21 protein-coding genes are annotated in these 23730 nt (G+C 46.7%); 20 read left to right on the top strand and 1 reads right to left on the bottom strand.

What is annotated here, in order from left to right; all coding sequences use genetic code 11:
• Positions 1 to 10: 10 nt before the first annotated feature.
• The 5 genes from BQ5796_RS15345 to pyrG all read left to right on the top strand — a co-directional run bounded on the left by BQ5796_RS15345 (position 11) and on the right by pyrG (position 6996).
• On the top strand, positions 11 to 664 hold the full coding sequence (locus BQ5796_RS15345; protein WP_071461017.1) for a TetR/AcrR family transcriptional regulator: 654 nt from the start codon (positions 11 to 13) through the stop codon (positions 662 to 664).
• Positions 661 to 3927, top strand: coding sequence for a fused isobutyryl-CoA mutase/GTPase IcmF (icmF, locus tag BQ5796_RS15340; RefSeq protein ID WP_071461016.1), 3267 nt, complete (start codon positions 661 to 663; stop codon positions 3925 to 3927). Before BQ5796_RS15345 ends, icmF begins: the two co-directional genes overlap by 4 nt.
• A gap of 353 nt (positions 3928 to 4280) precedes the next feature.
• A complete protein-coding gene (locus tag BQ5796_RS15335; RefSeq protein WP_141769949.1) occupies positions 4281 to 4508 on the top strand; it encodes a hypothetical protein in 228 nt (75 codons plus the stop codon).
• 117 nt (positions 4509 to 4625) lie between these two features.
• Complete coding sequence (gene rpoE / locus BQ5796_RS15330) at positions 4626 to 5168, top strand: DNA-directed RNA polymerase subunit delta (protein WP_071461014.1); 543 nt, start codon at positions 4626 to 4628, stop codon at positions 5166 to 5168.
• Between the two features lie 226 nt (positions 5169 to 5394).
• Positions 5395 to 6996, top strand: a complete 1602-nt coding sequence (gene pyrG, locus BQ5796_RS15320) for a CTP synthase (RefSeq protein WP_071461012.1) — start codon at positions 5395 to 5397, stop codon at positions 6994 to 6996.
• A 228-nt stretch (positions 6997 to 7224) separates the two neighbouring features.
• Here pyrG and BQ5796_RS15315 read toward each other — a convergent pair whose 3' ends face one another.
• Positions 7225 to 7773: a DUF2529 family protein gene (locus BQ5796_RS15315; RefSeq protein WP_071461011.1), complete on the bottom strand. Its 549-nt coding sequence runs from the start codon at positions 7771 to 7773 to the stop codon at positions 7225 to 7227.
• A gap of 234 nt (positions 7774 to 8007) precedes the next feature.
• Between BQ5796_RS15315 and BQ5796_RS15310 the strand changes: the two genes are divergently transcribed.
• From BQ5796_RS15310 to BQ5796_RS15240, 15 genes are all read left to right on the top strand, one after another.
• Entirely contained in the window at positions 8008 to 8376 is a 369-nt protein-coding gene (locus BQ5796_RS15310; RefSeq protein WP_071461010.1) for a response regulator, read from the top strand.
• Positions 8377 to 8757: 381 nt separating this feature from the next.
• Positions 8758 to 9615, top strand: coding sequence for a class II fructose-bisphosphate aldolase (locus tag BQ5796_RS15305; protein ID WP_071461009.1), 858 nt, complete (start codon positions 8758 to 8760; stop codon positions 9613 to 9615).
• A gap of 86 nt (positions 9616 to 9701) precedes the next feature.
• The gene (fsa, locus tag BQ5796_RS15300) at positions 9702 to 10346 is read left to right on the top strand and encodes a fructose-6-phosphate aldolase (protein ID WP_071461008.1); all 645 of its coding nucleotides are present in this window, start codon (positions 9702 to 9704) and stop codon (positions 10344 to 10346) included.
• 204 nt (positions 10347 to 10550) lie between these two features.
• Positions 10551 to 11837, top strand: a complete 1287-nt coding sequence (murA, locus tag BQ5796_RS15295) for a UDP-N-acetylglucosamine 1-carboxyvinyltransferase (RefSeq protein WP_071461007.1) — start codon at positions 10551 to 10553, stop codon at positions 11835 to 11837.
• Between the two features lie 67 nt (positions 11838 to 11904).
• The gene (gene glpX / locus BQ5796_RS15290; RefSeq protein ID WP_071461006.1) at positions 11905 to 12870 is read left to right on the top strand and encodes a class II fructose-bisphosphatase; all 966 of its coding nucleotides are present in this window, start codon (positions 11905 to 11907) and stop codon (positions 12868 to 12870) included.
• Positions 12871 to 13154: 284 nt separating this feature from the next.
• Positions 13155 to 14432, top strand: a complete 1278-nt coding sequence (gene rho, locus BQ5796_RS15285; RefSeq protein ID WP_200792923.1) for a transcription termination factor Rho — start codon at positions 13155 to 13157, stop codon at positions 14430 to 14432.
• Positions 14433 to 14575: 143 nt separating this feature from the next.
• Complete coding sequence (gene rpmE, locus BQ5796_RS15280; RefSeq protein ID WP_071461005.1) at positions 14576 to 14791, top strand: 50S ribosomal protein L31; 216 nt, start codon at positions 14576 to 14578, stop codon at positions 14789 to 14791.
• 165 nt (positions 14792 to 14956) lie between these two features.
• Positions 14957 to 15574 carry a thymidine kinase gene (locus BQ5796_RS15275; protein ID WP_071461004.1) on the top strand — a complete coding sequence of 206 codons (618 nt, stop codon included), beginning with the start codon at positions 14957 to 14959 and terminating at the stop codon, positions 15572 to 15574.
• Between the two features lie 111 nt (positions 15575 to 15685).
• On the top strand, positions 15686 to 16138 hold the full coding sequence (locus BQ5796_RS15270) for a hypothetical protein (RefSeq protein WP_071461003.1): 453 nt from the start codon (positions 15686 to 15688) through the stop codon (positions 16136 to 16138).
• An 889-nt stretch (positions 16139 to 17027) separates the two neighbouring features.
• Positions 17028 to 18101, top strand: coding sequence for a peptide chain release factor 1 (gene prfA, locus BQ5796_RS15265; RefSeq protein WP_071461002.1), 1074 nt, complete (start codon positions 17028 to 17030; stop codon positions 18099 to 18101).
• On the top strand, positions 18094 to 18957 hold the full coding sequence (gene prmC, locus BQ5796_RS15260; protein WP_071461001.1) for a peptide chain release factor N(5)-glutamine methyltransferase: 864 nt from the start codon (positions 18094 to 18096) through the stop codon (positions 18955 to 18957). Before prfA ends, prmC begins: the two co-directional genes overlap by 8 nt.
• A gap of 1315 nt (positions 18958 to 20272) precedes the next feature.
• Positions 20273 to 21211: a stage II sporulation protein R gene (gene spoIIR, locus BQ5796_RS15255; RefSeq protein ID WP_071461000.1), complete on the top strand. Its 939-nt coding sequence runs from the start codon at positions 20273 to 20275 to the stop codon at positions 21209 to 21211.
• A gap of 193 nt (positions 21212 to 21404) precedes the next feature.
• On the top strand, positions 21405 to 21851 hold the full coding sequence (locus tag BQ5796_RS15250; protein ID WP_071460999.1) for a KGG domain-containing protein: 447 nt from the start codon (positions 21405 to 21407) through the stop codon (positions 21849 to 21851).
• Between the two features lie 149 nt (positions 21852 to 22000).
• On the top strand, positions 22001 to 22477 hold the full coding sequence (locus BQ5796_RS15245; protein WP_071460998.1) for a GNAT family N-acetyltransferase: 477 nt from the start codon (positions 22001 to 22003) through the stop codon (positions 22475 to 22477).
• A 155-nt stretch (positions 22478 to 22632) separates the two neighbouring features.
• Positions 22633 to 23679, top strand: coding sequence for an L-threonylcarbamoyladenylate synthase (locus tag BQ5796_RS15240; protein ID WP_071460997.1), 1047 nt, complete (start codon positions 22633 to 22635; stop codon positions 23677 to 23679).
• Positions 23680 to 23730 lie beyond the last annotated feature (51 nt).

The raw sequence follows: 23730 nt of genomic DNA, 5'->3' as shown, positions 1-23730 counted from the left end.
CGGGGAGATGATGAAAAAGCGCGAAGTCCAGGCATCGGTGAAGGATGAGCGCCTTGTGGTCAAACGGCGCAACCAGATGATCAAAGGTGCAGTCACTCTTTTCAAGGAAAAAGGCTTCCATCGGACTACGACCAGGGAAATTGCCCGGGCGTCCGGTTTCAGCATCGGAACGCTCTATGAATATATCCGCACGAAAGAGGATGTCCTCTATTTAGTGTGCGACAGCATTTATGACGAGGTGCGCGATCAACTGCAGCAAAGCTTTGACCCTGATCAGGGGACGCTCGACAGCCTGAAGCTTGTGATTGCCAATTATTTTAAAGTAATGGGCGAGCTTCAGGATGAGGTGCTCGTCATGTACCAGGAAGCAAAGTCGCTGTCAAAGGACGCTTTGCCCTATGTCTTGAAAAAAGAATTGGAGATGGTCGGCATGTTCGAGGAGTCGATTCTCCGTTGCGTCAAAAACGGCGAGCTCGACCTCTCGGAAGAACAGATTGCGATCATTGCCCACAATATTTTCGTCCAGGGGCAAATGTGGGCTTTCCGCCGCTGGGCGCTGCAAAAATTATATAGTCTTGATGAATATATCAAACTTCAAACAGAATTGCTGCTAGAGGGAATAAAGGGGTTAACGAAAAAACAGGGAACAGGGGGAAGAGCATGAACACGACGGAAACGTATCAGCCGAAGAATCATATTCGCTTTGTGACGGCTTCAAGTTTGTTTGACGGGCATGACGCTTCAATCAACATCATGCGCCGCATCCTGCAGGCAGGAGGCGCGGAAGTAATCCATCTTGGCCACAACCGTTCTGTTGAGGAAGTGGTGAATGCAGCCATCCAGGAGGACGCCCAAGGAATTGCCATTTCATCGTACCAAGGCGGCCATGTGGAGTATTTTAAATATATGCGGGATCTTTTAAATGAGCGTGGCGCTTCCCACATCCGCATTTACGGCGGCGGGGGCGGCGTTATCATCCCAAAGGAAATCAAGGAACTGCATGATTACGGAATTGCACGGATTTTTTCACCGGAAGACGGCCGCTTGTTAGGCCTTGAAGGTATGATTCAAATGATGCTGAAAGAATGCGATTTTCCTACGGTCACCCCGGAAGATGCAGGGGAAGTGGAAAAGCTTGCTTCCGGCGGCGTCCAGGCGGTAGCGAAGCTGATCACCCTTGCTGAACAGCAGGTTGGGGCACCAGCAGAAACTGCGGCAGCGGTCGAATCAGTGATGGAAAAGGTGAAGTCTATCGGTACTTCGGTTCCTGTCATCGGAATCACGGGTACTGGCGGAGCGGGAAAAAGCTCGCTGACGGATGAACTGATTCGCCGATTCATTAATGAAATTTCGGAAAAGCGTGTGGCGATCCTGTCCGTTGATCCGACGAAGCAAAAGACGGGCGGAGCGCTCTTGGGCGACAGGATTCGGATGAATGCTATTTTTTCACCGCGCGTGTATATGCGAAGCCTGGCTACCCGTAATTCACGTTCAGAATTGTCCTTAGCAATCCATGATGCGATTGCAGTCGTCAAGGCTGCCGGATTTGATTTAGTTATCGTTGAGACGAGCGGTATCGGGCAAGGCGATGCAGGAATCACCGACATTTGCGATGTTTCAATGTATGTGATGACCAGCGAATTCGGAGCGCCTTCCCAGCTTGAAAAAATCGATATGATCGATTACGCAGATTTGATTGTCATCAATAAGTTTGAGCGCAAAGGCTCCGAGGATGCCCAGCGCCAAGTGCAAAAACAGTTCCAGCGCAGCCATAAGCTTTTCGAACAAGATTATGGCGATATGCCGGTATATGGCACAATTGCGAGCCAGTTCAACGATCCGGGGACAAACGCATTGTTCGCGGCGCTTATTGAAAAAATCAACGAAAAAGCGGGCACAGACTGGAGCACTTCTTTTTCAAAGGAAGCGAAAGTAGAAAAACAGAACGTGATTATACCGAATGACCGCCGCTATTACTTGCGCGAAATTTCAGAGACGGTTCGCGGGTATCACAAGAAGGCAGCAGAGCAGGCGGATGCAGCTCGCAGGCTGTTCCAAGTCGAGGGTGCGCTTGCTGCTTTGAAGGAAAGCGGTGCGGGTGAAGCAGCGGAAAATGCTTTGCTGAAAATAAAGGAAGAGATTGAAGAGAGCCTGACAGCGGAAACGAAGAGAATTCTGGAGGGCTGGCCGGCGCTGAAGGAGAAGTACGCAGGTGAGCGGTTTGTAACGAAAATCCGCGATAGGGAAATCGTGACAGAGCTTCGCACGAAGAGCCTTGCTGGTCTCAGCATTCCGAAAGTAGCATTGCCGCGCTACCAGGATTACGGCGAGATTGTACGCTGGGTTTATCTTGAAAATGTGCCTGGTTCTTTCCCTTATACAGCGGGTGTGTTCCCGTTCAAGCGCGAAGGCGAGGATCCGAAGCGTCAGTTTGCCGGGGAAGGTACACCAGAGCGGACGAATCGCCGCTTCCACTATTTATCTAAGGATGATGATGCGAAGCGCTTGAGTACGGCATTTGACTCGGTAACGCTCTATGGGGAAGATCCGGATCACCGTCCTGACATTTACGGAAAAGTCGGGGAGAGCGGCGTTAACATCTGTACGCTTGATGATATGAAGAAACTGTATGCAGGCTTTGATCTATGCCATCCGACGACTTCTGTTTCAATGACGATCAACGGGCCGGCGCCGATTATTCTCGCGATGTTCATGAACACGGCTGTTGAACAGCAACTGGAGAAGAAGGAGGCAGAGCTTGGCCGTCCGTTAACAGAGGAAGAAGTGACGCAAATTCGTGAGTGGACGCTGCAGACTGTCCGCGGAACGGTTCAGGCTGATATTCTGAAAGAGGATCAAGGCCAGAATACATGCATTTTCTCCACGGAGTTTGCATTGCGAATGATGGGAGATATCCAGCAGTATTTCATCGACAAGAAGGTGCGCAACTATTATTCTGTTTCGATTTCGGGCTACCATATTGCAGAAGCGGGGGCGAACCCGATTTCCCAGCTGGCGTTCACGCTGGCGAATGGATTTACGTATGTGGAGTACTACCTCAGCAGGGGCATGAAAATTGATGATTTCGCGCCGAACTTGAGCTTCTTTTTCTCGAATGGCCTTGATCCGGAGTATTCAGTACTTGGCCGGGTAGCGCGCCGAATTTGGGCTGCTGTCATGAGGGAGAAGTATGGGGCGAACGAGCGTAGCCAGAAGCTGAAGTATCATATTCAAACATCAGGACGCTCGCTGCATGCGCAAGAGATTGATTTCAACGATATCCGTACGACGCTTCAAGCGTTAATGGCGCTACACGATAACTGCAACTCGCTTCATACAAATGCGTATGATGAGGCGATCACAACACCGACGGAGGAATCTGTACGCCGGGCGATGGCTATTCAGATGATCATCACGAAGGAGCATGGTTTGACGAAGAATGAAAACCCGCTGCAAGGTGCGTTCATTATTGAAGAGCTGACAGACCTTGTGGAAGAGGCTGTTCTCCAGGAGTTTGAGCGGATCAACGACCGCGGCGGCGTGCTCGGCGCGATGGAGACGCAATATCAGCGCGGCAAGATTCAGGATGAGTCGATGCACTACGAAATGTTAAAGCATACTGGTGAACTGCCGATTATTGGTGTCAACACTTATCTGAACCCGAACCCTCCTTCAGAAGAAGCGCTCGACAACATGGAAATCGCGCGTGCAACCCAAGAAGAGAAAGAAACGCAAATCAGGAATTTGGAAGCGTTCAAGGGTAGAAATGAAGATAAGAGCGCCGAAGCAATTGCAAGGCTGAAAGAAGCAGCTGTAACCGGCGGCAACATCTTCGCCGAACTGATGGAAACCGTCCGATATGCAAGCTTAGGCCAAATCACAAGCGCCCTCTACGAAGTAGGCGGCCAATACCGCCGAAACATGTAGCAAAAGGCGGGGGTCAGGCACCCTTTAGCGGATCACCGCAACCCCGGGTGCCTGACCCCCATTTTTGTGCAGCTTTAATGCGGTGAAGTATTGCTAGAGTGCAGCGTGCCTGACCCCCGTTGCGGTGGTGAGTCACAGTAGCGAAGTGTTACCGGCATGAAGCGTGCCTGACCCCCAGCGCTTTAGTGTGTTAAACCACATTCTCCTTTCCGTTCCTTTGGGTATCTATGAGGATTTGTTATTGTATATAATGATTCTAGCCTGAATAGAACTTGATTAATTGCTGAGTTCATGGAATTATATCTATGGAAGGCTGGATTCCCAATCAGAGTGAAACCCAGGATGTGAACAATATGAGAACGGTGGTAAACGTAGCGGGAAAAGCAGGGGCGCTGTCGGTCCTTTATTATTTATACCAGCGTCAACTCGGCGCGATCTCCTTTTTCATCCTCTCCATTTATTTTTTCTATTTGGCGCGCAAGTTGATGGTAAAGGGGTCCTGCGAGGAAAAGGAACTTACCGCAAGAAAGAACCACGGGAATTCCGCTGAAAAATCAACGGAAAACAACAGAATACACTAGCATAAACAGAATAAAATTGTTTATAATGAAGAATATGCATTTTGGGTATTTTTGCTTGTTTTCAGGATTGCCGCCCGCAACCAGAGCGGGCTTTAATAGAGAAAGGAAGTGCGCGAGTTGAGCCTAAACCAATACACAAAGGAACAGCTTAAAGAATTTTCATTCATCGAAGCTGCCTATGAGCTCTTGGCTGAGAAAAAACAGCCTGTATCTTTCAAAGATTTAGTGAAGGAAATCAACAGCCTTTTAAGTGTGCCAAAGGGTGAGGCTGAAGAAAAAATGGTCCAGTTCTATACAGACTTGAACATCGACGGACGTTTCATCGGTCTTGGCGAAAATCGCTGGGGCCTCAGGTTCTGGTATCCGGTGGATCATGTTGAAGATGAAGTAGTCCCAGCAGTCAAACCGCGCAAGAAAAAGGCGAAAAAAGCTGTGGAAGAAGACGAAGTCGAAGAGTTTGATGAAATAGAAGAAGATCTTGAATTCGATGACTTTGAAGAAGAGGACCTCGCAGAGGATGAAGAAGAGGACTTCGACGATGAAGAAGATTTGGACGAGTTTGATGAAGACGTCATTGAAGAAGATGAAGTCTTAGTTGAAGAAGACGAGGACCTTGATGATGATTTAGAGGAAGATGAGGACAAAGAAGAAGACCTTTAAGTTTCTCTGTTGACTTTTCAAATGCCGGAAGGTAGAATCATTTTTGGGCTCCTTAAAAAGGACGGTCTGTTTGATAAGCGATTAAAACGCTCCCTTACTTTGTATGCGGAGCGTTTTTTTATTTTTGTAAAAATGGAAAACGAACGGCTCTCCGCCAACAATCGAAAGAGCTTCGATAAAAAGGCGCAAATTGCACAAACTGAAGAATAAGAGGGGGAAATCAGCTATGGCAAAGTATATTTTTGTGACGGGCGGCGTGGTATCGTCACTTGGAAAAGGAATCACAGCAGCTTCTTTGGGCCGTTTGCTCAAAAACAGAGGGTTGGACGTAACAATTCAAAAATTCGATCCTTACATTAACGTAGACCCTGGAACAATGAGCCCATATCAGCACGGTGAAGTATTCGTTACAGGCGACGGCGCAGAAACGGACCTTGATCTCGGCCATTACGAGCGCTTCATCGACATCAATTTGAATAAATACTCTAACGTCACGACAGGAAAAATTTACTCTACTGTCCTGAAAAAAGAGCGCCGCGGCGATTATCTTGGCGGAACTGTACAGGTCATTCCGCATATCACAAATGAAATCAAGGAACGCGTTTTCCGTGCAGGAAAAGAGTCTGGTGCAGATGTAGTCATTACTGAAATCGGCGGAACTGTTGGCGACATCGAGTCGCTGCCATTCCTTGAGGCAATCCGCCAAATCAAGAGTGATATCGGTTCTGAGAATGTCATGTACATCCATTGTACGCTCGTACCTTATATTAAGGCTGCTGGCGAAATGAAAACAAAGCCAACCCAGCATAGCGTAAAAGAATTGCGCAGCCTCGGCATCCAGCCAAACGTGATCGTTGTTCGTACAGAAATGCCTATTTCTGAAGACATGAAGGATAAAATTGCCCTATTTTGCGATATCGACAAAAAATCTGTTATCGAAGCACGCGATGCAGAAACATTGTATTCTGTTCCGCTTGCACTTCAAGCACAAGACCTTGATTCCATTGTTTGCAAGCATTTAAAGCTGCAATGCGGCGAAGCGGATATGACCGAGTGGAAAGAGCTCGTCAACAAGGTACAAAGCCTTACGAATAAAACAAAAATCGCGCTTATCGGCAAATACGTTGAGCTTCAAGACGCTTATATTTCCGTTGTAGAAGCACTGCGTCATGCAGGTTATACTTTTGACAGTGACATCGAAATAAAGTGGATCAATTCCGAAGAAGTGACAGAAGAAAACGTTGCGGAACTATTGAATGAAGTAGATGGTATCCTAGTTCCAGGCGGATTCGGCGACCGTGGTATCGACGGGAAGATATTCGCAATCCAATACGCTCGTGAGCAAAAGAAACCATTCCTTGGCATCTGTCTTGGTATGCAGCTTGCATCCATTGAATTTGCGCGCAATGTCCTTAAGCTGAACGGTGCCCATTCCGCAGAAATTAATCCGGACACTCCATATCCAATCATCGACCTGCTTCCTGAGCAGAAGGATATCGAAGACCTTGGCGGAACACTTCGCCTCGGTTTACAGCCTTGCAAGCTTCAAGAAGGCACAAAAGCTTACGAAGCATACCAGGATGAAGTCGTGTACGAGCGTCATCGCCATCGTTACGAGTTCAACAATGAGTTCCGTCAAGAAATGGAAAAAGAAGGCTTCGTTTTCTCCGGGACAAGCCCTGATGGACGTCTAGTGGAAATCATCGAGTTGAAGGACCACCCTTGGTTCCTCGCAAGCCAATTCCACCCAGAATTCATTTCAAGGCCAACGCGACCGCAGCCGCTGTTCAAAGCATTTGTGGAAGCATCTTTGAAAGCTGGTAAATAATAAAGGAAGAGTACCCGCAAATACAGCGGGTACTCTTTTTTTGAAGTGCACATCTACATCGGGTTTCTCTAGTTTCCAATTATCTTTATAATGGAAATCGGGGGAGGATCCGCCAATAAGTCTCTCTCAAACGAAACAAAGACCATGAGGAACGTTAACAGTTGCCATAGACAAATATTCTGCCAACCGAAAAAGAGCCGGCCACTTATGGCCAGCCCCTTCCAATCATCATTCCTCATATTCAGCGATCATTTCATCGATGGCAAATTTGAGGCCATGATAGACGAACAGGGCGGCGATTCCGACAGGATAACCGAAGCGTCCGCCTTCTTCATCAGGAAGCAGCCCTTTTTGCATATCTAAGCTGATACTGACATCCGCCAGATCTTGAATCCCACCATCCCGAGCAATCGCAAAAATCGCAACGAATGGGACGCCCTCCTGAACGAGCTCTTTTGCCATGAAGAGTGCTGCTTCGTCATTTGATTCCCGTGCCGCGAGGAGCACGCGATCCGCCGACGCCAAATCTTTGATGCTACCATCCTCGACACTGGACGCCTCTTGGACCGCCAGCCTCTTTGCCCCTTGAAGCGGCTCCGCTCCATAGATAGCTTCTGTTGCGATGGCCCTCATCTCTCCGATTCCACCGATAAAAATCGTTCCCTCGCCAAGCGCTGCTTGGGCGAGAAGACGTGCGCCGTCCTCGATGGAGTTCTCTTCTCTTTCCATGATTTTCTTGAACAGCCCTGACAGCTGGGTTGAAAACATTTTTAACAAATTCATCGCCTCCGTAATTACTGTTTTCATCTTATAACGGAGGTGGAAGACATGGCAAATATTCCTGCTGATTCCCCACCCATCACGAAGTATTTCCATTTTAACTGTTTTTGACAAAAGAGGAATGTTGAAACTGGTGAAGGATTTTACAGGAATTTGGCGAATTGTATGTAAGTGGGTGGAAAAATTTTCGAATTATGACAGAATAAATGAATGAAGTGGGGGAGAAGCAGCATGAATGAAAAAATTCTGATTGTAGATGACCAATTTGGCATTCGCATCCTGCTCAACGAAGTGCTTAAAAAAGAAGGTTACCAGACATTCCAGGCTGCCAACGGTGTCCAGGCACTCGACACGTTGAAGAAGCATTCACCAGACCTCGTGCTCCTAGATATGAAAATTCCCGGAATGGATGGCATTGAAATCCTTAAGAGAATGAAAGTAATCGACAAAGATATTCGTGTCATCATCATGACCGCGTATGGCGAGCTCGATATGATTCAGGAAGCCATGAATTTAGGTGCCATCACCCATTTTGCCAAGCCGTTTGACATTGATGACATTCGCTCAGCAGTGAAGAAATATGTCCAGCCAACCTCATGACACAAACTAAAAAGCTGCATCTAATTGAGCGCGCTCCCTTTACCTTGTGAGAGGCTGGTGATTTCCATTTCAGGCGCTTCGCTTTCCGCGGGTGGTGTGGGAAGCTTCCTCGTTCGCTGCACCGTATTACTGCACGTTTTTTTTCCTTTCTTCCAACAAAATCAAATGAAAACGTTTGCTTTATAGCATTTTTATGACAGATGGAAAAAGGGGGCTCCATGAATAGCAATTATGATTTCATTCTGGTATGATAACAAGTGAATTCCACTGGATTATCTGTTTTGGCCGCAACGCTTCCGGGTACATAATCAAAAGTAATGCAGGAAAAGCTTAATAGGGAGCATGGACAAACATGAGCGATCTAATGAAGGAGGAAAAGTCATGCCTTTAGTTTCAATGACTGAAATGTTGAAAAAAGCAAACGCAGAGGGCTATGCCGTTGGACAGTTTAACTTGAATAACCTTGAGTTCACTCAGGCGATCCTTCAGGCTGCAGAAGAAGAGCAATCTCCTGTTATCCTAGGGGTTTCCGAAGGCGCTGCTCGCTATATGGGAGGATTCAAAACTGTTGTTAAAATGGTTGAAGGTCTGATGGAAGACTATAATACCACTGTACCTGTGGCGATTCACCTTGACCACGGTTCAAGCTTCGAAAAATGTAAAGCAGCAATCGACGCAGGCTTCACATCCGTTATGATTGACGCTTCCCACCATCCTTTTGAGGAAAACATCGAAACAACGAAGAAAGTTGTGGAGTATGCGCATGCAAAGGGAGTTTCTGTTGAGGCAGAACTTGGAACTGTTGGCGGACAAGAAGATGACGTTGTGGCAGACGGCGTAATTTATGCTGATGTAAATGAATGTAAAGAGCTTGTAGAGCGTACAGGCATCGACTGCTTGGCACCAGCACTTGGCTCTGTTCATGGACCATACAAAGGCGAGCCTAATCTTGGATTTAAAGAAATGGAAGAAATCAATACAGTTGCAGGTGTACCGCTTGTTCTACATGGCGGAACTGGCATCCCAACTGCTGACATCAAGAAGTCTATTTCTCTTGGTACAGCAAAAATCAATGTAAATACCGAAAACCAGATCGCTTCCGCCAAAGTTGTGCGCGAAGTGCTTGCGGCTAAGCCGGAAGAATACGATCCACGCAAATACCTTGGACCTGCTCGCGATGCAATCAGGGACACTGTTAAAGGAAAAATGCGTGAATTCGGATCTTCTCAAAAAGCGTAAACGCCGCCGGGACTTGTGGAAACCGCCTTGGACGAGGCGGTTTTCCTGCGTTCCTGTAAACTAACCTGCTAGGAGGAATTTTTCTCATGAAATTCTTTATTGATACAGCTAATATGGAAGAAATCAAAGAAGCATATTCCCTTGGATGCATTGCCGGTGTCACAACGAACCCGTCACTTGTTGCAAAAGAGAAGGATGTTTCTTTTCATGACCGTCTAAAAGAAATTACTGAACTTGTTCCAGGTTCTGTTAGTGCGGAAGTCATCTCACTTGATGCTGAAGGCATGATCAAGGAAGGACGCGAGCTAGCGAAAATCGCACCTAACATCACAGTGAAAGTGCCAATGACACCAGACGGCTTGAAAGCAGTTTCCACTTTTGCAAAAGAAGGCATCAAAACAAATGTTACGCTCATTTTCAGTGCAAACCAAGCATTGCTTGCTGCAAGAGCAGGTGCAACTTACGTATCTCCGTTCCTAGGAAGACTTGACGATATCGGCCAGAACGGAATGGAACTGATTTCAACTATTTCCAACATTTTTGCTATTCATGATATCTCAACAGAAATTATCGCGGCATCCATCCGCCATCCAATGCACGTGACAGAAGCAGCATTGAACGGTGCGGATATCGCAACAATTCCTTACAAAGTTATCATGCAGCTATTCAAACACCCGCTTACAGATAAAGGGATTGAAGCATTCCTTGCCGATTGGGCAAAACGCTCGTAAAATGGATATTGGTAGGGTGCGGGACGAATATCAACCCGCATCCCCAAGTTTTTTTTGTTTTCTTACATGGAAATGGCAAATTCGTGTAAAATAAGAGAATAACATAAGAGCTGTCCCCCAATGAATTTGGATGGAAAAATATTTTGACAGCTGTCCATGCCGGACAGGCTGTTCTTTACCTAACGGCTAAGAAGGGAGTCAAGAATGGAAAAGCTAAAGATTGCAGGCGGTTACCCGTTAAAAGGTACTGTCCGGGTCAGCGGTGCTAAAAATAGTGCAGTTGCCCTGATCCCAGCGACGATTTTGGCTGAGTCGCCTGTCACCATTGAAGGTTTGCCGGATATTTCCGATGTCCATATGCTGAAGAGCCTGATGGAGGAAATCGGCGGTACTGTTGAATTTTCGGAAAATGAGATGACGGTGGACCCGTCTTCCATGATCTCCATGCCTTTGCCTAATGGGAAAGTAAAGAAATTGCGAGCTTCCTATTATTTGATGGGAGCAATGCTAGGCCGGTTTAAAAAAGCGGTCATTGGACTGCCTGGTGGCTGTCACCTTGGACCCCGCCCGATTGATCAGCATATCAAAGGATTCGAGGCGCTTGGCGCAAGCGTGACAAATGAGCAAGGCGCGATTTATTTGCGGGCGGAAGAGCTGCGCGGCGCAAGGATTTATCTTGATGTCGTCAGCGTTGGCGCTACCATCAACATCATGCTTGCAGCAGTAAGGGCAAAGGGCCGGACCGTGATTGAAAACGCGGCGAAGGAACCGGAAATCATTGATGTAGCAACACTCTTAACAAACATGGGAGCCAAGATAAAAGGTGCCGGTACCGATGTAATCAGAATTGATGGAGTAGATTCTCTTCACGGCTGCCGCCATACGATTATTCCTGATAGAATCGAAGCAGGAACCTTCATGATTCTTGCAGCAGCTGCAGGGGACGGAATAACGATTGACAATGTCATTCCGGAGCATATCGAGTCGCTGATTGCAAAGCTGAAGGAAATCGGCGTGCAAATTGAGACGAGTGATGAGCAAGTATTCGTAGGACCTGCAGCAAAATACAAGCCTGTTGATATCAAAACGCTTGTATATCCAGGTTTCCCTACGGATCTTCAGCAGCCGTTCACCTCTTTATTGACGAGAGTCGAAGGATCAAGCGTTGTCACCGATACAATCTATGGTGCAAGATTCAAGCACATCGACGAGCTGCGAAGGATGAACGCCAACATTAAAGTAGAAGGCAGATCGGCAATCATCAACGGTCCTATCCAGCTCCAGGGAGCGAAAGTGAAAGCGAGTGACTTGAGGGCAGGAGCAGCGCTTGTCATCGCCGGGCTCATGGCGGAAGGCATCACCGAAGTTACCGGGCTTGAACATATTGACAGGGGCTACAGCCACCTTGTTGAAAAGCTGAATGGCCTTGGCGCAACTGTCTGGCGTGAAGAGCTGACAAAGGAAGAACAAGAACACATGAAAAACGCTTAATCCAACAACTCCGCGCCTACAAGCGGCGGGGGAACAAAAATACAGACGAGAGCAAGGGGAGAGACAGATGGAAAGAAGCTTAACGATGGAACTAGTGCGCGTAACGGAAGCAGCAGCACTTGCTTCAGCGCGCTGGATGGGCCGCGGTAAAAAAGACGAGGCGGACGATGCAGCAACATCCGCGATGCGTGATGTATTCGATACCATTCCAATGAAAGGTACGGTCGTCATTGGTGAAGGAGAAATGGACGAAGCGCCAATGCTTTATATCGGTGAGAAACTCGGCACAGGCTATGGCCCGCGTGTGGATGTCGCCGTCGACCCGCTGGAAGGGACGAACATTGTTGCGTCTGGAGGCTGGAACGCGCTTGCGGTACTAGCGATTGCAGATAACGGCAACCTTCTTCATGCACCAGACATGTATATGGATAAAATTGCAGTCGGCCCGGAAGCAATCGGCCAAATTGACATCAACGCTTCTGTCATCGACAATTTGAAGGCAGTCGCAAAAGCGAAGAACAAAAATATTGAAGACGTGGTAGCAACCGTCCTGAACAGGCCTCGCCACGAACACATTATTCATCAGCTTCGCGAAGCAGGCGCCAGAATCAAGCTAATCAACGACGGAGACGTAGCTGGTGCGATCAATACTGCATTTGATTTTACAGGCGTCGACATCCTGTTCGGTTCCGGCGGAGCGCCAGAAGGTGTTATTGCTGCAGTTGCTTTGAAATCACTTGGCGGAGAAATCCAAGGGAAGCTCCTTCCGCAAAATGATGCTGAAGCCGAGCGTTGCATCAAGATGGGTCTTGATGTAAACAAGATTCTCCTCATGGAAGACCTTGTAAAAGGGGATGACGCTATTTTTGCTGCAACCGGTGTAACCGATGGTGAGCTTTTGAAAGGAGTTCAGTACAAGGGAAATGTGGGTCTTACTCATTCGGTCGTTATGCGCGCCAAGTCTGGAACGGTTCGCTTTATCGAAGGAGAGCATAGGCTCGAGTTAAAACCAAACCTTGTCTTAAAGCCATAAATTTTTTTCGGGAAAAAGAAAACCCTTATTTGTTGCGCTCCTTCCGTGAAGGCGAAAGGAGCGCAACAAATAAGGGAAATAAAACTGCTTGATTATTTTTACAAGTTAAGGTTAAAATAATAGTGTTTTAATGAATAATGTCTTCGAATATTCTTTCATTACATCCTTCTATCATTCTTCAATGAACTCCATTCTACTTTTCCATCCTAACACGACAAAAATCATGATGAAAAAGCATGGTATATGGAGCGAACTGGCAACTTAATATATTTAGTGTGGTGACAATTTTGGAAGTGAATATTTCAAGTTTGGAAAATATGAAGTTAAAAGAGCTTTATGAATTGGCTCGTGAATACAAAGTGTCCTATTACAGCAAGCTGACAAAAAAAGAGCTGATTTTTGCCATCCTGAAGGCAAGGGCTGAGCAACAGGGCTACTTCTTCATGGAAGGCGTTCTGGAAATTATCCAGTCGGAGGGATTTGGATTTCTCCGTCCGATTAATTACTCGCCAAGCTCCGAGGATATCTACATCTCGGCATCGCAAATCCGCCGTTTTGATTTGAGAAACGGGGACAAGGTTTCAGGGAAAGTCCGCCCGCCAAAAGAAAACGAGCGCTATTTTGGCTTGCTGCAAGTGGAGGCGGTTAACGGCGACGATCCGGAAACGGCGAAGGAGCGTGTCCACTTCCCTGGGCTGACGGCACTGTATCCAAACAGGCAAATGAAGCTGGAAACGACGCCAAAGCACTTGTCTACAAGAATTATGGACGTCCTTGCGCCTGTGGGCTTTGGCCAGCGCGGACTGATTGTCGCGCCGCCAAAAGCAGGGAAAACGATGCTGCTGAAAGAAATTGCGAATAGTATTACGACAAATCATCCGGAAGCGGAATTAATCGTTCTTTTGATTGACGAACGTCCGGAAGAAGTAACCGATATTGAAAGATCAGTAGCAGGCGATGTTGTCAGCTCGACTTTTGACGAAGTGCCGGAGAACCATATAAAAGTTGCTGAGCTTGTGCTAGAGCGCGCCATGCGCCTTGTTGAGCATAAGCGCGATGTGATTATCCTAATGGACAGCATTACGCGTCTTGCCAGGGCATATAACCTTGTCATCCCGCCTAGCGGCCGTACGCTATCCGGCGGTATCGACCCAGCAGCATTCCACCGGCCGAAGCGTTTCTTCGGTGCAGCAAGGAATATTGAAGAGGGCGGCAGCTTAACTATTCTCGCTACGGCGCTTGTCGATACGGGCTCCCGCATGGATGACGTAATTTACGAGGAATTCAAGGGAACTGGCAATATGGAGCTGCACCTTGACCGTACGCTTGCGGAACGGCGCATCTTCCCGGCAATCGATATTCGCCGTTCAGGAACGAGGAAGGAAGAACTCCTCATTCCGAAAGAGCATTTAGATAAGCTGTGGGCTATCCGTAAGGCAATGAGCGATGCTCCTGATTTTGCCGAAAAATTCCTTCGCAAGCTGAAGCAGACAAAGTCGAATGAAGAGTTTTTTGCGGTGCTAAGCGACGAGATGAAGTCAGGAAACCGCCGTGGTATTTGATCAAAAAAATGGAAAATGAAACTTCTTGAAAAAAGATTTAGTACTTGATATAATGATACCAGTGTGCTTGAACCACTACGGAAAACTCCGTATAAATATAACTCTGTTTCGCGAGATTCAGGGCAAAAGGAGATGTATTAGGAATGAAACAAGGAATTCATCCAGACTACAAAACAATCACGGTGTCTTGCGCTTGCGGCAACACTTTCGAAACAGGTTCCGTTAGAAAAGAGCTTCGTGTTGAAACTTGTTCAGAATGCCATCCATTCTACACAGGCCGTCAGAAGTTTGCTGAAGCAGGCGGACGTGTTGACCGTTTCAACAAGAAATACGGCATCAAATCCGAGCAACAACAATAAGAACGTTCATAAAACAGGCAAGAAGCTTCATACCTTGCCTGTTTTTTATTGGAAAGAATGTCTTTATTCCGGCAGCTTTTTGAGGAATGTCGGCTAATTCTATATAGATGGGGACCATGCCGAGCGAGTGGCGGGCATGGCCGGCAGGAAGGAGTAGCTTGTTACATGTATGAGAAGAACCATGGCGGCTGGATCGAGTTGATTTGCGGCAGCATGTTTTCCGGCAAGTCGGAGGAATTGATCCGGCGTGTCCGAAGAACGCAGTTTGCGAAGCAGAAGATTGCCGTATTCAAGCCGATAATCGATAATCGCTACAGCGAGGAGGCTGTCGTATCCCACAACGGAACCTCGATAATTGCGAGACCGGTAGCCCGTTCCGCTGATATTTTCCAGCATATAAGCGGCGATGTTGATGTCATCGCAATCGATGAAGTGCAATTTTTTGATGAGGAAATCGTTGGGGTAGCTCAGCACTTGGCCAATAGCGGACATAGAGTAATCCTTGCAGGGCTCGATCAAGACTTCCGCGGCGAGCCTTTTGGCAAGATGCCCGCGCTAATGGCAATTGCTGAGCATGTGACAAAGCTGCAGGCCGTTTGTGCCGTCTGCGGATCGCCAGCAAGCAGGACCCAGCGCCTCATCGATGGCAAGCCTGCTTCCTACCATGACCCGGTCATCCTCGTCGGAGCCTCTGAAGCATATGAACCAAGGTGCAGGCACCACCACGAAGTGCCGAAATCTCCCAATATGGTGAGGTCCGCCCAAAATACCGAGATAAATTAAGCAATGCAGATGCCAGTCCCATTGGGGCTGGTTTTTGTTTTTTGCTTTGGCATTTGTTTTGGCATAGGGGGGAGGATTTGGGGGCACGCTAACAGCGGAGGTGATGGCTTTATGAATCGAATGCTGGCGGTGCTTCTGGCATTAGCATTGCTTGCAGGCTGCGGGATGTTTGATAATAGCCAATCAGGATACAAGGATGAGGACAAGCAAGGCAAGGCTATTTCCACGCGGGATGATGGCAATGTTGGCGGCGGCCATGATATAAACGCAAGCGATGGGATGGACCGTACGATGAGCGACCAGAACCCCAACTTTCCGGATATCGGCGGAAATCGCCACAACTTTTCAGACGATGTGGCAAAAGCCCGCGAAACGGTAGCTAGCGTTAAAGGCTTTAAGGCAGATGAAGTTTGGATTGATGGCGGTACAATGAACGTCTCCGTGCTCAGCAGCAAGAACCTATCTTCCGGTGAAAAAGAAAAGCAAGCTGCTAAAATCAAACAGAAGCTGACCAACGCGCTGCCTCGCTACAATATCGATGTGAATATGGAAAACGGCAAATGACAAGCATGTCCCCGCGGGCATGCTTGTTGTTTTTGCTCGGGAACGCGTGGGATGACAGTTATTGTTAAAAATAGGAATGCAAATGAAGGCGAGGAGCTGGTTTACACTATAAGCAAAAATTGCAATCAACCTCCTAGCTACTGTAGATAAATCCCCATTTACCGTAGATAAAAGAAGGATTACCGTAGATAAAATGGAGTTTACCGGAGATAAATTGAGCGTTACCGTAGATAGCAAAAAGTAACTAGCGTCTCAGCTTGTGTGTAATCGGTTACACAATTACTTTTATTCCTCCAAATCTAAAACTTGTCGTTTTAACTGAAAAACAGCAGCATTTTATTGAAAAAAAGTCATGTTTCACTCAAGTGAGTTGGTCAATGACAATGCAGGTAAGGATTGATGCTATTTTAAAAACCCAGAGGTTTTTATTTTTACATTAAAAGGGATAATTACAATCAAGCTCCTAGCTACTGTAGACAAATCCCCATTTACCGTAGATAAAAGAAGGATTACCGTAGATAAAATGGAGTTTACCGGAGATAAATCGAGCATTACCGTAGATAGCAAAAAGTAACTAGCGTCTCAGCTTGTGTGTAATCGGTTACACATGCTTCATTTTCCTTCATTTCTCTCTGTAAATTGTAAAATCTCTAGTTTCCACACCAAAACTAGCATTTTTATCATTGGTTAAAGCAAAAACACAAAAATTAAGCACTTAAATTACTATATTTAATCTTAAATAACCACCTGACACCAATCTCCTATCGCTTCTAAGCATCTTACGCTCAAGAATTGGTTTTGACGCTGCTATCCCTGCTATACTATAATTAGAATGTTATGGACAAGAATGGAATGAACGTATTATTTATTATAGATGAGGTGAATGCCTGTGTTTGATCGTCTTCAAGCTGTTGAGGATCGCTATGAGAGGCTGAATGAGCTTTTGAGCGACCCTGAGATTGTTAATAATCCCAACAAATTGCGCGAGTTTTCCAAGGAGCAGTCTGATATCCAGGAAACGGTGCAGGTTTATCGTGAATACAAGGAAGCAAAGGAGCAGTACGCGGATGCGCGTGCGATGCTTGATGAAAAGCTTGACGCTGAAATGAAGGAAATGGTGAAGGAAGAGATGGCTGAGCTTGCGTCTCGCATTGAAGAGTATGAAAGCCGCTTGAAAATTCTTCTTGTACCGAAAGACCCGAACGATGATAAAAACGTTATTATGGAGATTCGCGGAGCTGCTGGCGGAGATGAAGCTGCTCTGTTTGCTGGCGATCTATTCCGGATGTACAGCCGCTTTGCCGAATCGCAAGGCTGGAAAGTGGAAGTGATTGAAGCGAACACAACTGGGGTTGGCGGCTACAAGGAAATTATTTTTATTGTAAATGGAAACGGCGCTTACTCGAAGCTGAAGTTTGAGAATGGCGCACACCGGGTGCAGCGCGTTCCGGAAACAGAGTCAGGCGGAAGGATTCATACTTCAACAGCCACAGTTGCGTGTCTTCCGGAAGCGGAGGAAGTGGAAGTGGAAATCCATGATAAGGACATTCGCTTCGATGCGTTCGCTTCCAGCGGCGCTGGCGGCCAGAGTGTTAACACAACCATGTCTGCCGTCCGGCTGACGCATCTTCCGACTGGCATCGTTGTTTCTTGCCAGGACGAGAAATCGCAGCATAAAAACAAGGACAAGGCGATGAAGGTTCTCCGCGCCCGCGTGTATGATAAGTATCAGCAGGAAGCGCAGGCTGAGTATGACCAAGTTCGGAAATCGGCTGTCGGCACAGGGGATCGCTCTGAGCGAATTCGCACGTATAACTTCCCGCAGAACCGCGTGACGGACCATCGCATTGGCTTGACTATCCAGAAGCTTGACCAAATACTTCAAGGGAAAATGGATGAAATCATCGATGCCCTTATTTTCGAAGACCAGTCTAGCCGTTTGGAGAGCGCAAGCAATGAGTAAAAAAATATATGAAGCCCTGAACTGGGCTTCTTCTTTTTTAGAGCAGAAGCAGAGAGATGACAATGCGGGGGAAATTCTGCTGCAGCATATTGCCCGGATGGATCGCGCGCACCTTCTTGCCGATATTCGCGAGGAGCTCGACCACGGCGTATGGGCAGCCTTCCAAAAAGCAGTCAAACAGCATGGCGACGGGGTTCCCGTCCAATACATCACAGGTGTGGAAGATTTTTATGGAAGAACCTTTGAAGTGAATCCTTCTGTCTTAATTCCACGGCCAGAAACAGAAGAGCTCGTGCTTGGCGCCTTGCAGCGTATGCATTCGCTTTTCCCTGATGCAGACGGAATCGAGACAGTAGATGTTGGAACAGGAAGCGGAGCGATCTCCGTAACACTTAAGCTGGAAAAACCGGATATGATGGTCACGGCGTCAGACATTTCCCAGGACGCGCTAGCTGTTGCGAAAAAAAATGCTGCGGCACTTGGAGCAGATGTTAACTTCATTCAGGGAGACTTGTTGGAACCTTTTATGAGAGGCGGGAAAAAATTCGACTGCGTCATTTCAAATCCACCATATATTCCTGAGGAAGACAAGCTGTGGATGTCGGAAATCGTGACAGATCATGAACCGCATCTCGCATTGTTTGCCGGCAAAGATGGCCTCGACATTTATCGGAGCTTTATGGAACAGCTGCCGCAAGTGCTCAAGGAAAAAGCGCTCGTTGCTCTTGAGGTTGGCTTCGGCCAAGGAGAAACTGTCGCAAACATGCTGCGCGAAGCTTTTCCAGGAGCTTTCGTGGAAGTGTTGAACGATATTAATGGAAAAGATCGCATGGTGTACGCGCATATCGGCGTTTAGTCCCTTTGTCCAAGGGGGCTTTTTTTGTTTTAGGAAAGCTTGCTTATTGGAGCGCTCGATCCCCGTTTCAGCGCGCTAGCCCGGCGATTGGTTGATTTCTGATGATAGTTGGTTGATTACATTTCAACTTTGGTTGATTCAAGCACCGAGCTGGTTGATTACGCCCTCAGTTTGGTTGATAACTCAAAAAAGTTGGTTGATTTCCTGAAAAAAGTCGCTTTGAGCGTTAGCTTCCGGGGTGCTCAAGCCTGGTTCCAGCGCGCTAGCCCGGCGATTGGTTGATTTCTGACGATAGTTGGTTGATTACACTTCAGCTTTGGTTGATTATTGCACCGAGCTGGTTGATTACGCCCTCAGTTTGGTTGATAACTCAAAAAAGTTGGTTGATTTCCTGAAAAAAGTCGCTTTGAGCGTTAGCTTGTGGAGCGCTCGATCCCCGTTTCAGCGCGCTAGCCCGGCGATTGGTTGATTTCTGACGATAGTTGGTTGATTACACTTCAGCTTTGGTTGATTATTGCACCGAGCTGGTTGATTACGCCCTCAGTTTGGTTGATAACTCAAGATAGTTGGTTGATTTCCTGAAAAAAGTCGCTTTGAGCGCAAGCTTGTGGAGTGCTCGATCCCCGTTTCAGCGCGCTAGCCCGGCGATTGGTTGATTTCTGGCGATAGTTGGTTGATTACACTTCAGCTTTGGTTGATTATTGCACCGAGCTGGTTGATTACGCCCTCAGTTTGGTTGATAACTCAAAAAAGTTGGTTGATTTCCTGAAAAAAGTCGCTTTGAGCGCAAGCTTGTGGAGCGCTCGATCCCCGTTCCAGCGCGCTAGCCCGGCGATTGGTTGATTTCTGACGATAGTTGGTTGATTACACTTCAGCTTTGGTTGATTATTGCACCGAGCTGGTTGATTATTGCACCGAGCTGGTTGATTACGCCCTCATCTTGGTTGATAACTCAAAAAAGTTGGTTGATTTCCTGAAAAAAGTCGCTTTGAGCGTTAGCTTGTGGAGCGCTCGATCCCCGTTTCAGCGCGCTAGCCCGGCGATTGGTTGATTTCTGACGATAGTTGGTTGATTCTAGCACCAAGCTGGTTGATTTTCCCCTCAGTTTGGTTGATAACTCAAAAAAGTTGGTTGATTTCCTGAAAAAAGTCGCTTTGAGCGCAAGCTTCCGGGGTGCTCAAGCCTGGTTCCAGCGCGCTAGTCCGGCGATTGGTTGATTCCCGCAAAAATAGTACTCCAATATTTTTTAAAATTACAAGTTTAAGAATCTAGCATTTTGCCCACACTGTTGATAGTGAAGGGATGGTGCTATGAGATGAACAAAAAATATATTGCAATTTTTTATCTAATATTATTGTCAGCTGCGACAATTTTAAGCTTATATACACCGAAAACAACTAGGGCTGAGGAGGAAATCGTCATTCCGCATGAGGCGATCAGGCTGAGGATTCTTGCTGACAGCGACACCGCAGCCGACCAGAAAATTAAACGGGAAGTTCGAGACAGAGTAAACGAGCAAATTACCGTGTGGGTAGGAGAGCTGACTTCTCTAAAGGAAGCACGAAAAGTGATAAAGTCAAAGCTTCCGGAAATACAAGCAATCGCGGAGAAAGTGGTTGCTGCCCACAAGAGCGATCAGACAGTAAATGTAGATTTTGGCCGCGTAAAATTCCCGACAAAGCTGTATGGACAATTTCTTTACCCTGCAGGCGAGTATGAGGCAATCTTAATCACGCTTGGAAAAGGGGAAGGCGCTAACTGGTGGTGTGTCCTGTATCCGCCGCTGTGCTTCCTTGATTTTTCAAACGGTGAAGCGACAAGCCCGGGATTTGAGGAGAAAGGCGATAACGTAAAAAGTAAAAAAGAAGGAGAAGAGAACATAGTAGAGGAAGAAGCGGAAGGGAAGGAAAAGGCTGACCTGAATAAAGAGACTGAAGCAAGGGCTGCAGCAGCGTCTCAACCGGCCTCTGCTCCATCAAGCCCAGAACAGTCACCGGCAGAACCAACACCGGAACCAGCAACAGTAGAACCTGCAGCACAAGTGGAGATACCTGAAGCAGCGCAACCTACAGCAATAGAAGAGCCTACTCCTACTGAAAACAGCGAAGTTCCATTGAAAAACCTTAAAGAGCAAGAAGCCGATACTTCTAAAGTGAAAAAAGTAAAGAAAAGCCAGCCTGTTTTTCAAGGAAAAGAGGAAGAAATCGAAGTTCGCTTTTTCGTTGTAGACGCTTGGAAAAAGCTATTTAATTGACCGCAGCTGTCTGTGGTCTTTTTTTTGTAGAAAAATATGGATAAAGTGGCAAAAATCCCAGCTAAATTCCCATAATTATTACATTGCAAGAACAGGAGAGTTACAGTTTAGTTTCAAGTGGTTTAGAGTATGTCCACAGCGGATAATGTAGGAGTGTAAACAAAAAAAACAACCTAAAAGGAGATGAAAGATAATGGCAAACAAAAATAATGACGAAAAAATGACTCGTGAAGAAAGAGGACGCAAGGGCGGCGAAGCAACAAGCGATAACCATGGTAAAGAATTCTACCAAGAGATCGGTAAAAAAGGCGGCGAAGCAACAGCCGAAAATCATGACAAAGAATTCTACCAGGAGATTGGTAAAAAAGGCGGCGAAGCAACAGCTGAAAATCATGACAAAGAATTCTACCAGGAAATCGGTAAAAAAGGCGGCGAAGCAACAGCTGAAAGCCATGACAAAGAATTCTATCAAGAGATTGGCCAAAAAGGCGGCGAAGCAACAGCCGAAAATCATGATAAAGAATTTTATCAGGAAATCGGTAAAAAGGGCGGCGAAGCCACTCGCGATAAGCATGGCGACGAATTCTACGAAGAGATCGGCGAAAAAGGCGGCGAATCCCGCCAGCGCAAGAACGACTAATAACAAGGCGATACATGATACAAATAACAGAAGTATTCAGACACCAGGGAGGCATGACCGCAACGATGCGGTTATGTCTCCCTTTTAGTTCTAGTTATCTCCCTTTCACATACATATAGCATATAAGATTAATAGAAAGGGTGGAAGGAATGGGAGAACTTGTTCGGGTAGCTGCAAAGGAAGACGTTGAAAAACTAAAGTCCTTTTTAGCAGAAGTGCAGCCGGGAACCCAATTTCAGGAGGAAGATTTAGATTGCTACTTTTTTTTGGAGACAAGCTCTGGAAAACTGAAGGCCTGTGTTGGAATGGAGCCGGCTGTGAATGCTGGTTTAATCCGTTCGCTCGTCATCCAGAAAGGCACTTCCCATGAAGAGGTCCTTCTTTTACTAGGGCGCGTGTTGCGCACGGCAAAGGAAAAAGGACTAATGAATGTTTTTCTTGTAACGGACAAGCAGGCAGCAGCCATTTTTCTCCGGGAACTAGGATTTGAAAGCTGTCATTATGAGGAAGCAAGTCGATCTGTCGGTGAATTAGAGCATTTTAAGAGAGTAACAAATGTGGATAACTCAATAATAATGAAAATTTCGATAAAAAATCTCGCTATATCCACAGACTTATCCACTTAATCCCCGATATTATGCACAATTTGTGGATAAAAACTTGTCTTCTCTCGCTACTTCTTTTATACTTTCATAGGAATTACTTCAGTATATGTTAGTATATAAAGGATTGAAGGACTATTTTTTAGGGTAATAGGACCCAGTCTAGAAGGGTGATTAATATGAAGACAACACGATGGACAGTGGATAAACTTGTGGATAATTTAATCACATATCCACAAATTGTGGAAGCATCGGAAAAATTGAAGGGAAATGAAGTGGTTGCCTTTCCAACAGAAACCGTTTACGGTCTTGGGGGCAATGCGAAAAATTATAAAGCAGTCGCAAAAATATTTGAGGCTAAAGGCAGACCGGGAGATAATCCGCTCATTATCCACATAGCCAACAAAACGCAGCTTGAGGAATTTGTTGCAGAAATACCGGAGCAGGCGCAAATTTTAATGGAAAAGTTTTGGCCTGGACCGCTTACGCTCGTTCTCTACAAAAAGGAGGGCGTTCTCTCGGAAAAAGCGACAGCAGGCCTTTCAACGGTCGCAGTCAGGATGCCTGAGCACCCAGTGGCATTAGCGTTGATTGAGGCATCAGGATTGCCGATTGCAGCGCCAAGCGCAAATGTCTCGGGAAGACCTAGCCCAACAACAGCCTCTCATGTGTGGGAGGATTTGAACGGAAGAATTGCCGGGGTTGTCGATGGTGGTCCGACAGGTGTTGGAGTGGAATCGACTGTTGTGGACTGCACTGGGGAGTATCCTGTCATCCTTAGGCCGGGCGGTATTACAAGAGAGCAGCTGCAAGCATCAGTCGGAAGGATTGGCGTAGATCCTGCACTCACCGATCCGGGACAAGCACCGAAATCGCCAGGAATGAAATATCGCCATTATGCTCCGGATTCTCCTTTATACTTGGTAGATGGCACCCCTGGTGATATCCAAGAACTCGTCAATGAAAAGCGAGCGGAGGGTATGAAAGTCGGTGTGATGACAACGGAAGAGAATAAAGATTTTTACGATGCTGATGTTATTATCCCTTGCGGCAGCCGGGAAAAACTCGAAACGGTGGCAGAAGCTCTTTATGATACGCTTAGACGTTTCAACGAAAGCAATGCTGCTATTATTTTTGGCGAAGTCTTTTCTGATGCTGGCGTGGGCGAGGCAGTCATGAATCGTCTCTCCAAGGCTTCGGGATATCCAATCATCAGGAAAAAATAATACAAAAAATAGCGGCGGATTGCCGCTATTTTTATTTGGCTTATAAACCTC

This window comes from Bacillus massilinigeriensis (genome assembly GCF_900111815.1).
Lineage (GTDB): Bacteria > Bacillota > Bacilli > Bacillales > Cytobacillaceae > Mesobacillus_C > Mesobacillus_C mediterraneensis.
The sequence above is the reverse complement of the archived record's forward strand: the minus strand, read 5'-3'. Positions and strand labels throughout refer to the sequence as shown.